The sequence below is a fragment of the Luteibacter sp. UNCMF331Sha3.1 genome (assembly GCF_900109915.1).
Taxonomy (GTDB): domain Bacteria; phylum Pseudomonadota; class Gammaproteobacteria; order Xanthomonadales; family Rhodanobacteraceae; genus Luteibacter.
The window spans coordinates 298577-314875 of the sequence record NZ_FOBU01000002.1; the positions used below are offsets into that span (position 1 = coordinate 298577).

The following is a 16299-nucleotide window of genomic DNA, read 5'->3' on the forward strand; positions in this document are numbered from 1 at the left end:
GGGCGTCCCATGAGCATGGTCATTGCGGTCGTCCTGATCGCACTCGCGTTCACCTACATCAATGGCTTCCACGACACGGCGAACTCGATCGCCACCGTGGTCGCCACGAAGGTACTCACCCCGGGCCAGGCGGTGCTGCTCGCGGCGGTGACCAACCTCGCCGGTGCCCTGTGGGGCACGGCGGTCGCCGCCACCATCGCGTCGGGCCTGATCGACACCGGTGTCGTGGAGGTCGGCTCGCACCTGCTGATCAGCGCGCTGCTCGGCGCCACGATCTGGAACCTCATCACCTGGTGGCTCGGCCTGCCGTCGAGCTCCAGTCACGCACTGGTCGGTGGCCTGTGCGGCGCCGCGCTCGCCGCGGCCGGCGACAACCTGCACTCCATCATCTGGTGGCAGGGCGGGGCGCACTGGTGGCTGGGCAAGGGCGTCGTGCCCAAGGTCATCGTGCCGATGATCGTCTCGCCCTTTCTCGGCTTCGTGATCGGCTTCGCGATCATGGGCGGCCTGTACGCGCTGCTCGGGTTCTTCTCCAGTCGCAAGGGGCCGCTGCGTCGTTTTGGCCGCACGCCCTTCGTCAACAGCTTCTTCGGCAAGGCGCAGATCCTGTCGGCGAGCGCCATGGGTCTCTCCCACGGCATGAACGACGCGCAGAAGAGCATGGGCATCATCGCGCTGGCGCTTGCCGGCGCCACGGCCGCGGGTCAGTTCGACCACCTGCCGACCATGCTGCATTTCCTGCGGATTCCACACGATCCCGCGGCCGCGGGTGGCTTCCCGATTCCGGTCTGGGTCAAGGTGGTCTGCGCGCTCACGATGGCCGGCGGCACCGCCGGCGGCGGCTGGCGCATCATCAAGACCCTCGGCCACAAGATGGTGAAGCTGCATCCGATCAACGGCTTCGCCGCGGAAGGCAGCTCGGCCGCGGTCATCCTCACGGCGTCGATGCTCGGCGTGCCCGTCTCGACCACGCACAACGTCTCGGCCTCGATCATGGGCGTCGGCGCGGCGAAGCGCTTCAACGCCATCCGTTGGTCGGTCGTCGAACGCATGGTGTGGGCGTGGATTCTCACGCTGCCGATCACGGCGGGGCTCGGCTATGGCCTGGTGAAGCTGGGGCATTGGTTCTTTTGATGGGGTGTTGTTGACGGCTCGGCTTGCGCCATCGCGTTTTGCCTCGCGCTATCGCGAAGAGCCGTCGGCCACCGCCCTCGGCGCTCCGGGCTTCACCGTCGCTTGGGAAAGGATGCCGCTGCGCGGCCGTGTCTTATGGCTGACGCCCCTGCGCGCCCGCGCGGCGAGCGGGGGTTTTCGACTCGGCTCCTGCCTCGACGAAAACGGCCGGCCGTCCGGGCCGGCCCCCTGCGGGCCTGATCCGCTCGCCGCGCTCGGTTCCGCAAGTCGCGCCGAGGGCGGCGGCCGACGGCTCTGCCAATCCGCGAGGCAAGCGGCTGTGTAGGAGCCGCTATAGCGGCGAGCTCGTGTGGGAGCGGCCTTGGCCGCGATGGGCCTGCCGCGAGCTCCCATCGCGGCCGAGGCCGCTCCCACGGAGAAAGCCCGACTCTCGTAGCAGCGGTTATCGTGAGCGCGCGCCGATTCAGAGCGCGTCGGCCTCGCCGTTGACCACCTGCTCGAGCTGATCGCCGGTCGCGCCCAGTTCTTCGATCAGGCGGGCGAGCTCGTGCTCGTCGAGGTAGTCGTAGGGGCGGTTCTCGCACAGATGCAGGAACGGTGAGCCGTCGAGGTCGGCTTCGGCGAGGTAGCCGGTGCGCTGTTCCCAGTTGAAGCGGAGGCAGCGGCGGGCGTCGACGCCTGCCAGCGGGCCGATCGGCGTCGACAGGCGCAGGAAGCGGCGGCCTTCGCCGTCTTCCAGCTCCGCGAGGTAGATCCCCTGATGCCGGCCGTCCGGCAGCTCCAGGTCGAAGCTGATGAGATAGGGTTCGTTCTGTCGCAGCCGGTGGATGGCGCCGACATGGGAGCGAATCGCCTCGAAGTGTCGCATGGCCGTCCATAGGTCCGTCGTGGGGAAGCCCGATGGTACGCTCAACGGTTCCGGCGGACATGCACGAAACCACCATGAGCGACGATTCCGACGACGTTGACGATGACCGCGCCCTGCGGGCGCGACGGATCATCGAGGCCGTGGCCGCCATACCGCGCGGACGCGTGGCGAGCTACGGCGCGATCGCGGCGCGGGCGGGCTATCCCGGCCGCGCGCGCCTCATCGGACGCGTGCTGGGCGACGCTCCGAATCGCCTCGATCTGCCGTGGCACCGGGTGCTCCGGGCGGACGGGAGGATCGGTATTCCCGCCGGAACCGCCGGGTTCCGCGAACAGTGCAGACGCCTCAGGGCCGAGGGCGTGGTGGTGAAGGATGGCAAGGTGCCGATGAGCGCCTTCGGCCTGGACCACGACCTCGATCGAGCGATCTGGGGATTCGCGGACTAGCGATACGTGACTTCGATCAGCCGCCACGAGCGCTCGGGCTCGCGGGTCACCGCGTAGGCGAAGAGCGGGGCGCGCAGGTGCCGGCGGGCGGCGTCGGCGTCGAATCGCTCCAGCCGGGCGTCGATCGGGTGACCCGGCGGGCACGCCAGCCTTTGATCCCGTACCGCACAGCCCTCTTCGACGATCGCGCCGCGAAACGCGACGACACCGGCGGGCGCAGCAGGCGCGAGCATGAAAAGGATGGCCGCGAGGGCCGTCGTCGAGAGCGCTCTGTTCATGGGATCCCCCCCTCTAGAAGGATGTGGAACGCATTGTCGGTGGGCGAGGTGCCCGGCTTCATTAGCTGCCGATGCGGTCCAGAAGAAAACAACCTTCGTCGCAAATCGGTGTAGGCCTTCACCTCGTTCAGCGACCGTCTCACTGCCGGGGCCGGGTACCGGTTTGTTAGCATGGGCGGATGCAGTCTCAGGCTCTCGACCTTCTTCACTCCGTATTCGGCTATCCGGGCTTCCGTGGCCAGCAGCAGGCCATCGTCGAGGAAGTCGCCGGTGGCGGCGACGCCCTCGTGCTGATGCCCACCGGCGGCGGTAAATCCCTCTGCTTCCAGATTCCGGCGCTGATGCGCCACGGCACGGGCATCGTGATTTCGCCGTTGATCGCCCTGATGCAGGACCAGGTCGATGCCCTGACCGAGGCCGGCGTACGGGCCCGTTATCTCAACTCGAGCCTGGATGCCGCGACCCAGCGCGAGGTCGAAGATCTCCTCCTCGCCGGCGACCTCGACATGCTCTACGTCGCGCCCGAGCGTCTGCTGACCGGCCGATTCCTCGCATTGCTCGACCGGATCCCCATCGCGCTCTTCGCCATCGACGAGGCGCATTGCGTCTCGCAGTGGGGTCACGACTTCCGGCCCGAATACCGCGGCCTCGCGCTGTTGCACGAACGGTTTCCCGAAGTACCGCGCATCGCGCTCACTGCCACCGCCGACGACCGCACGCGAGAGGAGATCGTCGAGCGGCTGGGCCTGCACGAGGCCCGGCGTTTCGTCTCCAGTTTCGACCGCCCCAACATCCGCTATCGCGTCGCACCCCGGCAGAACGCGCGCCGCCAGCTCGTCGACTTCCTCGACGCGCATCGGGGCGAGGCCGGCATCGTGTATTGCCTCAGCCGCCGCAAGGTGGACGAGACGGCCGCCTGGCTCGCGGAGGCCGGCGTCGAAGCCCTGCCGTACCACGCGGGCCTCGATGCCGAGACGCGCACGCGCCACCAGCAGCGATTCCTGCGCGAGGACGGCGTGGTGATGGTGGCGACGGTCGCGTTCGGCATGGGCATCGACAAGCCCGACGTGCGGTTCGTCGCGCACCTCGACCTGCCGCGCAGCATGGAAGGCTACTACCAGGAAACCGGGCGTGCGGGCCGCGATGGCCTGCCGGCCGAGGCATGGATGGTCTACGGGCTCGGCGACGTCGTCACCATGAGCCAGATGATCTCCCAGTCCGAAGCGGGCGACGATCGCAAGCGGATCGAGCGGCTCAAGCTCGACTCCCTTCTCGGCTATGCCGAGGCGACGCGCTGCCGGCGCCAGCTGCTGCTCGAGGCGTTCGCGGAGATCTACCCCGAGCCCTGCGGCAACTGCGACAACTGCCTCGTGCCGCCGAAGACGTGGGACGCCACCGTCGCCGCGCAGAAAGCGATGTCGTGCATCTACCGCAGCGGCCAGCGCTTTGGCGCGGGTCACCTGATCGACATCCTGCGCGGCGAGGCGAGCGAACGCGTGCGCGAACTCGGCCACGACAAGCTCAGCGTGTTCGCGAAGGGCGCCGATGCCGATGCCACGCAGTGGCGGTCGGTGTTCCGCCAGCTGCTCGCCGCCGGCCTCATCGAAGCCGATCCCGAGGGCTACGGCACGCTGCGCCTGTCGGCCACCAGCGGACCGGTGCTCAAGGGCGAGCGCAAGGTATGGCTACGCGAGGATGCGCGTCCCGCGAAGGGGCGGCGCACGTCGTCGCGCGGCACGCCCGCGGCGGCCGGCGCATCGCTGGGCATCGAGGAGATCGAGCAGCCGCTGTGGAACGAACTGCGCCGCGTGCGTGCGGAGCTGGCCCGCCAGCACGGCGTGCCGGCTTACGTCATCTTCCACGACGCGACCTTGCTGGCGATGCTGCGTGCGCTGCCCGGAGACGAAGAGGAGCTCGCGTCGATCAGCGGCGTGGGCGAGAACAAGCTCAAGCGCTACGGCAAGGATTTCCTCGCGGTGCTGACCGCCGCCGGCTGACGCGACTGGCGGCGGCCCTCGTTATGAGGTAATTCTGAAAACGCACGATTTCATGGGATTTTCGTGCGGGTGCCGCTTGCATGCCCCCCGGTTCGTCCCCAATGCTTTTGGGACGACCCATTCGATACGTTCGCGATTCACGACGTGACGAGACAAGGGTGCATGCCGTGGTTGTGACCGCGGCCAACGACGACTCGGGGAGCCGCCCATGCACGACGCCACGCCACTCATCGCCACCATCGTCGGTGGTCTCGTTCTCGCTTTCTTCTTCGGTGCCATCGCGCATCGATTGCGGCTGCCGGTGCTGGCGGGCTATCTCGTCGCGGGCGTGGTCGCCGGTCCGTTCACGCCGGGCTACGTCGCCGACGCGGGTATCGCGCAAGAGCTCGCCGATCTTGGCGTGATCCTGCTGATGTTCGGCGTGGGCCTGCACTTCTCGCTGAAGGACCTGCTCGCGGTCAAGGCGATCTCCATTCCCGGCGCCGCCGTGCAGATGGCCGTGGCGACCGGTCTCGGCATGTTGCTCGCGTGGGGCCTCGGCTGGCCCGTGGCGGAAGGATTCGTCTTCGGTCTCGCGCTGTCGGTCGCCAGCACCGTCGTGTTGTTGCGTGCGATGGAGGAGCGTCGCCTGCTCGACAGCGATCGCGGTCGCATCGCGGTGGGCTGGCTCATCGTGGAGGATCTCGCGATGGTCCTCGCGCTGGTCCTGTTGCCCGCGATCGGCGGCTTCCTCGGCGCGGAGCAGGGTGGCACCACACCGAGCGTCGGTGCGCTGGTCGAGACCGTGGCGTGGACGATCGGCAAGGTCGTCGTCTTCGTCGCCCTCATGCTCATCGTCGGCAAGCGCCTTATCCCCTGGATGCTGCAGGCGGTGGCGGCAAGCGGCTCGCGCGAGCTGTTCCGCCTCGCGGTGCTGGCCATCGCGCTGGGCGTCGCCTTCGGCGCGGCGCACCTCTTCGACGTCTCGTTCGAGCTCGGCGCGTTCTTCGCCGGCATGATGATGGGAGAGTCGAAACTGTCGCAGCGCGCGGCCGAAGAAACGCTGCCGTTGCGCGATGCCTTCGCCGTGCTGTTCTTCGTGTCGATCGGCATGCTCTTCAATCCGCACATCCTCGTGGAGCGACCGTGGGTGGTGCTCGCCGCCTGCCTGATCATCGTCATCGGCAAATCCGTGGCGGCGTTCGCCATCGTGCGCCTGTTCGGACGCCCGACGAAAACCGCCCTCACCATCGCGACCAGCCTCGCGCAGATCGGCGAGTTCTCCTTCATCCTCGCGGGCCTCGGCGTGTCGCTCGGCCTGCTCAGCGCGCAGGGGCGCGACATCCTCCTCGCCGCGGCCATCGTGTCCATCCTCGTCAATCCGCTCCTCTTCGCCGCCCTCGATCGCTGGATCGCGAAGCACGACGCCGATGCGCCCGACGATCATCCCGACGCCATCGCGGGGCACACCGTGCTGGTCGGCCACGGCCGCGTCGGTCGCCGCGTGCTCGCCGAACTGCAAGCCACGGGTGCGCGCACCCTGGTGATCGAGTCAGACGAAGACGCGGTGCGCGACCTGCGGGAACGCGGCGACGTGGAACTCGTGATCGGCAACGCGGCGTCGGCGCCCGTGCTCGCGGAGGCGAACATCGCCGGTGCGCGCGCCCTGATCGTCGCCGTCCCGGATCCGTTCGAAGGCGGGCAGGTGGTGCGTGCCGCGCGCGCGTTGCGTCCGGACCTGCCCATCGTCGCGCGAGCGCATTCGCCGGACTGCGTCGGTCACCTGTCGGGCCTTGGCGCGAGCGAAGTGATCTATGGCGAGCAGGAACTGGCGCGCAGCATGTTCGAAGCGGCGCAGCCGAAGCGGGAGTCGCACGGGCATTGAGGACGGGCGGCAGTTGCGAGGATCATCGTCGTGGGAGCGGCGATGGCCGCTACCGCAATGCTTTCAGGCGGTTTCTCGCGGGATTCTCCGCACGGCCCTGCAAGGCGCGGCAAGATCCGCCACCGATCGATACGCCGGCCTAACACCGTCGTCGCTACCGTTTAAGGGATGGCTCACAACCTGGCGAGGACAGCATGGCATCCCGGATCGAAGACTACGCGATGCTCGGCAACTGCCGTAGCGCGGCACTGGTGGCCCGGAACGGGTCGATCGACTGGGCATGCCTTCCGCGATTCGATTCGGCGTCGAGCTTCGCGGCACTGATCGGCGACGAGGACAACGGTCGCTGGCGCGTCGCGCCCGCGGATCCCGATGCGACGTGCACCCGTCGTTACATCGACGGCAGCCTCGTGCTGGAGACCGAGTGGCAAACCGCCACCGGTCGCGCGCGCGTGACCGACTTCATGCCGATGGCCGGCGACGAGGTCGGCATCGCGCGCATCGTCGAGGGCATCGAGGGGCGCGTGGATTTCGAAACCGTGCTGACCATCCGCTTCGATTACGGCAACGCGGTGCCCTGGGTGAGTCGCGTCGACGACGAAACCACCACGGCGGTCGCCGGACCGGATCTGCTGGCGATCCGCAGCCCGGTGTCGTTCGAAGGCGAGGGCATGCACAGCACGTCGCGCTTCGCGGTGGGGCAGGGCGAGTCCGTGCCCTTCATGCTGACATGGGGTCCGTCGCACCTGCCGCCGCCGGCGCCACGCGACGCGTCCGCCGCGCTCGACGAGACGCTCGCCTTCTGGAAGGACTGGTCGGCCCGCTGCAACGATTCCGGCGAATGGAGCGACATCGTGCGCCGTTCGCTCGTGGTGCTGAAGGGCCTCAGTTACCTGCCGACCGGGGGCATCGTCGCCGCGCCGACGACGTCGCTGCCGGAGCAGCTCGGCGGCCAGCGCAACTGGGACTACCGGTTCTGCTGGGCGCGCGATGCCACGTTCGTCCTCTCCGCGCTCGTCAACGCCGGTTACCACGACGAGGCCAGCGCATGGCGCGACTGGGTGCGTCGCGCGGTGGCCGGCTCGCCGGGTCAGCTGCAGGTGCTCTACGGCCTGGCCGGCGAACGTCGCCTCGAGGAATTCGAGGTGCCGTGGCTGGCGGGGTACGAGGGGTCGAAGCCGGTACGCATCGGCAACGCCGCCTCGGTGCAGTTCCAGCTCGACATCTTCGGCGAACTGGTCGGGGCGTTCGCCCACGCCATCCGCCACGGCGTCACGCTGCAACCGGAAGCCGACGAGGTGCAGGCCGTGTTCCTCGAGCACCTGGAGCAGATCTGGCGCTCGCCGGACGAAGGCATCTGGGAGATCCGCGGCGAGCCGCGTCATTTCGTGCACTCGAAGGTGATGGCCTGGCTCGCGTTCCAGCGCGCCGCGGAGCAGGACAGGCAAGGCCGCGATCCCGCTTTCACCCGCCGCTGGCAGGCGGTGGCCGACGAGATCCGTGCCGACATCCTCGCCAAGGGTGTCGACCCCGAACGCGGGTGTTTCACCCAGTCGTACGGTTCGAAAGAACTCGATGCCAGCCTGCTGCTCGTCACGCTCACCGATTTCCTGCCACCCGACGATCCACGCATCGCCGCGACGGTCCGGGCGATCGAAGAGGATCTGCTGGTGGAGGGCTTCGTCCGTCGCTACGACACGCGCAGCGGTGTGGACGGACTGCCGCCGGGCGAGGGCGAGTTCCTGCCGTGCAGCTTCTGGCTGGTGGAGAACTACGTGCTCCTCGGTCGCCTGGACGAAGCGCGCGCGCTGTTCGTGCGCCTCGCCGGGCTGACGAACGACCTCGGCCTGCTCGCGGAGGAGTACGATCCCCGTTCGAAGCGGCTGCTGGGCAATTTCCCACAAGCCTTTTCGCACGTGGCGTTGATTAATGCCGCTTTCTCCCTCGCGCACGGTTACAGCGCGACGGCGGATGTCCACGCCACCCCCGAATCCCTCGATCCCCAAGGAGTACGTGCATGAGCCAAGCCCAACCGAAGCGCGCCACGTCCCGCGCTCATCCGGCCGACCCGTGTACCGTCGTCATTTTCGGCGCCGCCGGCGACCTCACGAGCCGCCTCGTCGTGCCTGCGCTCTACAACATGCGCCGCACCGGTCTGTTGTCCGACAACTTCAACGTGATCGGCTTCAACCACGGCAAGATGACCGACAACGCGTGGCGGGGCAGCCTGCGCACGTCGCTGGAGCGCTTCGTCTCGAACTCGGGCGGCAAGCTCGACGAGGAAGCCTGGGGCTGGCTGAGCGGCCAGATGAGCTACCACGCCGGCGACTTCGACGACCTCTCGGCGTTCCAGAGCCTTGGCGTGAAGCTGCGCGACGCCGAGCGCCGGCGCGGTACGAAGGGCAACGTGCTGTTCTACCTCGCCACGCCGGAGCGCTTCTTCGGCGACGTCATCGAGAAGCTGCGCGACGCGGGCCTGGTCGACGACGGCGGCCACGACGGTCCGTTCTGGCGCCGCGTGATCATCGAAAAGCCGTTCGGTCACGACCTCGCCTCGGCCCATTCGCTCAACGAGCGCATCCTGAAGGTGCTGCGCGAGGACCAGATCTATCGCATCGACCATTTCCTCGGCAAGGAAACGGTGCAGAACATCATGGCGTTCCGCTTCGCCAACGGCCTGTTCGAGCCGATCTGGAACCGCGACCGCATCGACCACGTGCAGATCACCGTCGCCGAAACCGTCGGTGTCGAGCGCCGTGGTTCGTTCTACGAGCAGACCGGCGCACTGCGCGACATGGTGCCCAACCACCTGTTCCAGCTGCTCGCGATGGTCGCGATGGAGCCGCCGACCTCCTTCGACGCCGAAGCCGTGCGCACGCGCAAGGCCGAGACGATCGAGGCCATCCGGCCGATCCAGCCCGAAGACGCCGTGCGCGGTCAGTACGGGCCCGGCGCCGTGAACGGCCAGCTGGCGATTTCCTACCGCGACGAGCCGAACGTCGCGCCGGATTCGGTCACGGAGACGTTCGTGGCGATGAAGCTGTCGATCGACACCTGGCGCTGGTCGGGCGTGCCGTTCTACCTGCGCACCGGCAAGCACATGGGCCGGCGTACCACCGAGATCGCGATCCGCTTCAAGTCCGCGCCGTTCGCGCCGTTCCGCGGCACCGGGATGGACGCCTTCGGTCCGGACTGGCTCGTGCTGCAGATCCAGCCCGACGAGGGCATCTCGCTGCAGTTCGACGTCAAGCGGCCCGGCCCGCGCGTCGAGCTCGCGCCCGTCCGCATGGATTTCAAGTACGCCGACTGGTTCCGCGCCGAGCCGAACGTGGGCTACGAAACGCTGCTCTACGACTGCATGACCGGCGACGCGACGCTCTTCCAGCGTGCCGACATGGTCGAAGCCTGCTGGCGCGCGGTGCAGCCGATCCTCGACGACTGGGCGCAGCGCTCCCCGGCCGACTTCCCGAACTATGCGTCCGGCAGCGCGGGTCCGGCGTCGGCGGACACGTTGCTGGCGCTCGGGGGCCGTTCGTGGCGCCCGCTGAACACGTCGACGGAGCCGACATCGCGTCGTGCGGCGAAGCCGAAGGTCGACACGGCGCCTGCGGAGAACGCGCCGGTGCGTCGGGCCGCGAAGAAGGGCGCGGCGGTCAGGAAGGCCCTGCGCAGCACATCGGTCAAGAAGGCCGTGCCGGCGAAGAAGGCGACCGCCAAGAAAGTGGCGACCAAGAAGGCGGCACCGAAGAAGGCGGCGGCGAAGAAGCTGGTCGCCAGCAAGACGGCCACGGCACGGCGGCGCGGGAAGTAACGGCTTCCGGTCCTCCCCTTGCAGGAGTCGCCATGGCGGCTCCTGCAAGGGGCGGCGGCCCGCGGCAGATACAAAAAAACTCGCCGCTTCCGGCGCGTGAATCTTCGCTGCATCGCAGCAATCCCGGCGACGCCGACGCGCGACCCGGCAATATCCCCTGAAAAGTGCTTTCCGTCCGGTGCTTTAGGACGATCCATCGTGCCTCTGGGGAGGGCATGGATCGATCCAAACCGGTAAGCGGCTATGGCGCACCGCAGTATTTTCGATATTTCCTAAACCACTTAATATTCAATGCTTTGCATGGTGGTCGTCAGCTTTAGATCGAGTTAAATTATCAGTTGACAACGTTGTCAGCGGGCTCTGAGAATCCTTCGGTCACACCGCTGAAACACCCATGCGCGACGCGTTTCACGCCCCGGCCCTCTCGGACCGGCGGCTCGCGGCAGGGGCGACGGCGGTGACGCATCCAACGGGACGAACGGCACTGACGCGGACGGGATATCCGCGCGGGGGGCGTACGTCCCGGCGATCAGATCCCCGCAGGGACGGGTACGGCCGCGAAAGCGGGCGTGTTTCGTCCTGTATTCCTTCCCCAGGAGACTTACGTGAATCACCGCATCAGCGCGCTTTCCATGGCCATCATGGCCGGCCTGTTCGCCACGGGCAGCGCCGTCGCCCAGGACGCGGGCACCACGCCCCCGGCCACCCAGACGCCCGCCGCCGCCCAGACCGACGCCGCCAATCTCGAAGGCGTGACCGTCACCGGCATCCGCGCGAGCCTGCAGAAGTCGCTCGACCTCAAGCGCAACTCCGATTCGATCGTCGACGCGATCTCCGCGGAAGACGTGGGCAAGTTCCCGGACACGAACGTCGCCGAGTCGCTCTCCCACCTGCCGGGCCTCAGCGTCGACCGCAACTTCGGCGAAGGCGACAAGGTCAGCATCCTGGGCACCGATCCGGCGCTGAACCGCCTGCTGCTCAACGGCCAGACCGTCGCGTCGACCAACTGGACGTCGGATCCGAACAACCCAGACAGCCGTTCGTTCAACTACAGCCTGCTCGCGTCGGAAATCATCGGTAACGCCCAGGTCTACAAGACCCCGCAGGCGAACATCGACGAAGGCAGCATCGGCGGTACCGTCATCGTCAACACGCGTCGTCCGCTCGACCTGCCGGCGAACACGCTGACGGGCAGCGTCAGCTACGGGTACAACGATCGCGCTGACAAGGGCAAGCCGAACGCGTCGCTGCTGTACAGCTGGAAGAACAAGGAAAGCACCTTCGGCGTCATCGGTTCGCTGATGCACTCCGATCGCATCATCGATCGCCAGGGCACCGAGATCTTCGGCTACCAGCGCGTCAACGATCCGACCGACACGAACCCGGACCACCAGTTCAACCCGGCCGTCGTGCCGCCGAACGCGCAGGGCGTGTACCCGACCGCGATCAACACGGCGTGGTTCCAGCAGCGCCGCACGCGCGACGGCGTGTCGACCGGCCTGCAGTGGAAGCCGAACGACGCGTTCGAACTGAACTTCACCGGCCTGTACGTCACCGAGAAGTTCAACAACTTCAACCAGAGCCACTACGGCGAATGGTCCGGCTCGGCCGCCAACGCCACGGCGCTGGGCTTCAACAACGGCGTCGCGACGAGCGGCAGCTACAACGCCAACACGTCGACCTACCTCGACGGTTACGAGCGCGATTCGACCGTGAACACGGGCGTCGCCAACCTGCGCGCCGACTGGTTCGGCGACGGCTGGACCGCGTCGAGCCAGATCGGCTACACCGGCTCCACGGGCGGTTCGGATGGCATCTGGAACACGCAGTTCCAGGGCTTCGGCGGTTTCGACTGGAACCTCAAGGGCCAGCATCCGCAGATCAACTACAACAACGCCGACAACCCGACGGCGATGCTCCTGCACGGTGCCGGCTACAGCTACGCGCCGAGCTACGATCGCGAGCGTTACTTCCAGGCCGACTTCTCGCACGACGTGAGCTGGGGCCCGCTGAACCAGATCGAGGTCGGCATCAAGGCGACCAACCACATCGACGGCCAGGACGCTTACGCGGCCCGCCTGCCGTCGCAGGACGGCAGCGGCCTGTCGCTCAACGACTTCGCGCACGGCGGCACGCCTGGCGGTTACCTCGACGGCCTCAGCTCGGCCGGCAACATGGGTGACTGGACGACGATCGATCCGGGCCTGATGAAGGCGTACATCCAGCAGCTCAAGAACGGCACCGTCTCGCTCGATCCGAAGGCCACGTACAGCGTGGTCGAGCAGAACCGCGCGTTCTACATCCAGGGCGATTTCGCCGGCGACGACTACCGCGGCAACCTCGGCGTACGCTACTTCCGCACCCGCGATACCGTGGACGGCTACAACGCCATCGGTGGCGACACCTACGGTCCGGTCAACAAGCGCAGCGCGTATCACGACTGGCTGCCGTCGTTCAACATCGCCTACGACGCGACCGACAGCCTGACGCTGCGTTTCGCCGCCGCCAAGGCCGTGGCCCGTCCGCGCTACCAGCAGATGACGCCGTACGTCGCGCTCGACGACCGCACGCTGACCGGTTCGCGTGGCAACACCGATCTCGGCCCGTACAAGTCGACCAACTACGACGCCTCGGCCGAGTGGTACTTCTCGGAGAACAGCGTGCTCGCCGCCGAGCTGTTCTTCCGTCGCATCTCGGGCTACATCCTCAACACCAACGTCGCCGAGACGCATTACAACCTGACCAACCTGCGTGACGACGTGTACCAGATGCAGGTGCCGATCAACGCCGGTGTCGCCAAGGTCAAGGGCGCGTCGATCAGCTACCAGCAGAACTTCCGCTACGGCTTCGGCATGCTGGCGAACTACACGTACTCCGACGCGGACACCAGCAACGACTTCCCGCTGCCGTACAACTCGAAGAACTCGTTCAACCTGTCGCCGTTCTACGAGAAGGGTCCGTGGAGCGCGCGCCTGACCTACAGCTGGCGTTCGTCGTACTTCACCTCGATCGCGCAGCTGCAGTCGCAGCAGATCACGGGCATCTTCCGTCAGCTCGATGCCTCGGTCGGCTACCAGATCAACGACCACATCCGTGTGTCGCTGGACGCCACCAACCTGCTCGACGAGACCTACTTCGTCTACAACAACACCCCGGCGCAGCCGCTCAACGCCTATAAGAACGGTCGCACCTACACCGTCACGATGGGCTTCAAGCTGTGATGCGCCGCGCGTCGCTGGTGCTGGTGGCCTGGCTCGTCGCTGGCGTCGCCAGCGCGGCCACGCCGGTGGAGAAAGATCTCTCCGCCGGCTGGCGCTTCCGGCTGGCCTCCGAAGGAAAGGCGGACGCGTTCCGCGGTACTTCGGGTGGCCTCACCGTGGCAAAGGCCTGCGACGCGCACTGCAAGTCGTTCACGGATTGGCAGCCGGCACACGTGCCGGGTGCCGTCCAGACGGACCTGCTCGCACTGGGACGGGTCGAGGACCCGTTCTGGCGCGACAACGAGGCGGCCCTGCAATGGGTCGGCCTCTCCGACTGGGATTACACGCTGGACTTCGACGTCGACGCGGCCACGCTCAAGCGGGGCCACGTCGATCTCGTTTTCGACGGCCTCGACACGTTCGCCGAGGTCACGCTCAACGGGAAGAAAGTGCTCGCCGCGGACAACATGTTCCGCCAGTGGCGCCTCCCGGTGAAGAACACGCTCCGCGCGGGGAGCAACACGCTCACCGTGCACCTGCAATCCCCGATCGCCCGGCTGCAGCCGTGGCTGATGAAGCAGCCGTATTCGCTGCCGGGTGAATTCGATACCGTCTTCGGCGACGAGCCGAAGGGCAAGCAGACATCCAACTACGTTCGCAAGGCGAACTATCAGTACGGCTGGGACTGGGGTCCGCGCATCGTCACGCTCGGCATCTGGCGCCCGGTGCGCCTCGAAAGCTGGGACGCCGTCCGCGTGGCGGACTTTCACATCGCCCAGCAGTCCGTCGACGCCGACGCGGCGAAGCTCGCGGCGCAGTTCGACGTGCGCGCCGACAAGGCCGGCACCCTGACGCTCGCCGTCGCGTGGACGGGGCCGGACGGCAGGCAGGGCGTCGAAAAGCGCGACGTGCCCGTCAAGGCCGGCGAGAACCACGTCGAGGTGCCCGTCGCCATCGACCGGCCGCAGCGCTGGTGGCCCGTCGGTTACGGCGAGCCGAACCTCTACCGTTTCCACGGCAGCGTGTCCGCCGGTGGCGAGACGCTGGCCGAAGCCGATCGCGAGACCGGCCTGCGCAAGGTCCAGCTGCGTCGCGACAAGGACCAGTGGGGCAGGAGCTTCGCGTTCGTGGTCAATGGCGTGCCCATCTTCGCCAAGGGCGCCAACCTCATCCCGTACGACGCCTTTCCCTCGCGCGTCACGACCGCGCGCCTCGAGGCCATCCTTCGCTCCGCGAAGGACGCCAACATGAACATGCTGCGCATGTGGGGCGGCGGCACGTACCAGGACGACGCGTTCTACGCGGCGGCCGATCGCATGGGCCTGATGATCTGGCAGGACTTCATGTTCGGCGGTGCGATCACGCCCTATGACGACGCTTTCCGCGAGAACACCCGCATCGAGGCGATCGAACAGGTGACGCGCCTGCGCGACCATCCGTCGATCGTGCTGTGGGCCGGCAACAACGAAGTGCAGACCGGCTGGGAGTCGTGGCCGAACCGCGACGACTTCCGCCAGTACATCAACGCCGACGAGGTGCGTCGCGTGGAAGACGGCATGCGCGAGCTGTTCGGCACGACGCTGCGCAAGGTCGTCACCACGCTGTCGCCCGACGTACCTTATTGGGCGAGCTCGCCCAGCACGGATTACGAACGCGAAGCGAACGTGCTCGACGACGGCGACTACCACTACTGGAAGGTCTGGTCCGGCTCCGAGCCGATCGCGAACTACCTCGACGTCACGCCACGCTTCCAGTCCGAGTACGGCCTGCAGTCGTTCCCGGTGATGGCCACGATCAAGGCCTTCGCGACGGCGGAAGACATGCAGCCCGAGTCGAAGGTGATGCGGGCCCACCAGAAGTTCGCCAACGGCGACGGCAATCAGCGCCTTCTGCTGTACATCCGCGCGGAATACGGCGAGCCGAAGGACTTTCCGTCGTTCGTTTACCTGAGCCAGGTGATGCAGGCCGAAGGGATCGAGCTCGCCGCCGAACACCTGCGCAGCGCGCGTCCGCAGAGCATGGGCTCGCTGTATTGGCAGTTGAACGACGTGTGGCCCGGCGCGTCCTGGGCGAGCGTCGACTACTTCAACCGCTGGAAGGCGCTGCAGTTCCATGCGAAGCGCTTCTACGCGCCGGTCGACGTCGTGCCGTTGCGTCGCGGCACGCGCACCGAGGTGTTCGCCGTTTCGGACCGCACGAGCGACTTCGACGCCACGCTGCGCACCCGCGTCTACGACATGGGCGGCAAGCTCCTGCGCGAGACGAGCCAGCCCGCGCGCACGGCCGCGCTCGCCAGCACGAAGGTGGCGACGCTCGACGACGCCGCGCTGCTGAAGGGCGCCGACCCGCGCAAGACGGTCGTGGCGTTCGACCTGCTCGAACAGGGCAAGCCGGCGGCGCACCATCTGCTCTACTTCGGCGCGGCGCGCACGCTCGCACTGCCGACGCCGGAGCTTTCCACGAAACTTCGTAACGATGGCGATCGCATCGTGCTCACCGTGACCGCGAAACGCCTCGCGCGCGCGGTGTGGGTCGACACCGGCGATCTCGACGTCCGCCTGTCCGACAACGCGTTCGACCTGTTGCCCGGCGAAAGTGTCGACATCGTCATGGAAGGCAACGTTGATATCGATACGCTTCGCCGCACATTGAATGTACGCTCCCTGGTCGATGCCCTGAAGGAAGCCACGCCGTGAACCCA

Annotated in this window: 10 protein-coding genes; 8 read left to right on the forward strand and 2 right to left on the reverse strand. The window is 67.3% G+C overall.

The window, feature by feature from the left end; translation table 11 throughout:
- The first annotated feature begins 9 nt into the window (after positions 1-9).
- Positions 10-1134 (forward strand): inorganic phosphate transporter, encoded by a 1125-nt coding sequence (locus BMX32_RS09635; RefSeq protein WP_089977989.1) that lies wholly within the window; start codon positions 10-12, stop codon positions 1132-1134.
- Positions 1135-1597: 463 nt separating this feature from the next.
- Here the strand turns inward: BMX32_RS09635 and BMX32_RS09640 are convergent, their stop codons facing one another.
- Entirely contained in the window at positions 1598-2002 is a 405-nt protein-coding gene (locus BMX32_RS09640) for a hypothetical protein (protein ID WP_089977994.1), read from the reverse strand.
- A 74-nt stretch (positions 2003-2076) separates the two neighbouring features.
- Here BMX32_RS09640 and BMX32_RS09645 point away from each other — a divergent pair, with 74 nt between their 5' ends.
- Positions 2077-2448, forward strand: coding sequence for an MGMT family protein (locus BMX32_RS09645; protein WP_089980172.1), 372 nt, complete (start codon positions 2077-2079; stop codon positions 2446-2448).
- Here the strand turns inward: BMX32_RS09645 and BMX32_RS09650 are convergent.
- Positions 2445-2726, reverse strand: a complete 282-nt coding sequence (locus BMX32_RS09650; protein ID WP_089977997.1) for a hypothetical protein — start codon at positions 2724-2726, stop codon at positions 2445-2447. The two genes, BMX32_RS09645 and BMX32_RS09650, sit on opposite strands and share 4 nt — an antisense overlap.
- Before the next feature lie 179 nt (positions 2727-2905).
- On the opposite strand from BMX32_RS09650, the gene recQ reads away from it, so the two are divergent.
- The 6 genes from recQ (at position 2906) to BMX32_RS09680 (ending at position 16294) form a co-directional block, all read left to right on the forward strand.
- Complete coding sequence (recQ, locus tag BMX32_RS09655; RefSeq protein ID WP_089978001.1) at positions 2906-4723, forward strand: DNA helicase RecQ; 1818 nt, start codon at positions 2906-2908, stop codon at positions 4721-4723.
- 208 nt (positions 4724-4931) lie between these two features.
- Entirely contained in the window at positions 4932-6587 is a 1656-nt protein-coding gene (ybaL, locus tag BMX32_RS09660; RefSeq protein ID WP_089978004.1) for a YbaL family putative K(+) efflux transporter, read from the forward strand.
- Positions 6588-6781: 194 nt separating this feature from the next.
- Positions 6782-8608 (forward strand): glycoside hydrolase family 15 protein, encoded by a 1827-nt coding sequence (locus tag BMX32_RS09665; RefSeq protein ID WP_089978008.1) that lies wholly within the window; start codon positions 6782-6784, stop codon positions 8606-8608.
- On the forward strand, positions 8605-10398 hold the full coding sequence (gene zwf, locus BMX32_RS09670) for a glucose-6-phosphate dehydrogenase (RefSeq protein ID WP_089978011.1): 1794 nt from the start codon (positions 8605-8607) through the stop codon (positions 10396-10398). Before BMX32_RS09665 ends, zwf begins: the two co-directional genes overlap by 4 nt.
- Positions 10399-11003: 605 nt before the next feature.
- The gene (locus tag BMX32_RS09675; RefSeq protein ID WP_244511488.1) at positions 11004-13619 is read left to right on the forward strand and encodes a TonB-dependent receptor; all 2616 of its coding nucleotides are present in this window, start codon (positions 11004-11006) and stop codon (positions 13617-13619) included.
- Positions 13619-16294, forward strand: coding sequence for a beta-mannosidase (locus tag BMX32_RS09680; protein WP_089978015.1), 2676 nt, complete (start codon positions 13619-13621; stop codon positions 16292-16294). Before BMX32_RS09675 ends, BMX32_RS09680 begins: the two co-directional genes overlap by 1 nt.
- The last annotated feature ends 5 nt before the right edge of the window (positions 16295-16299 follow it).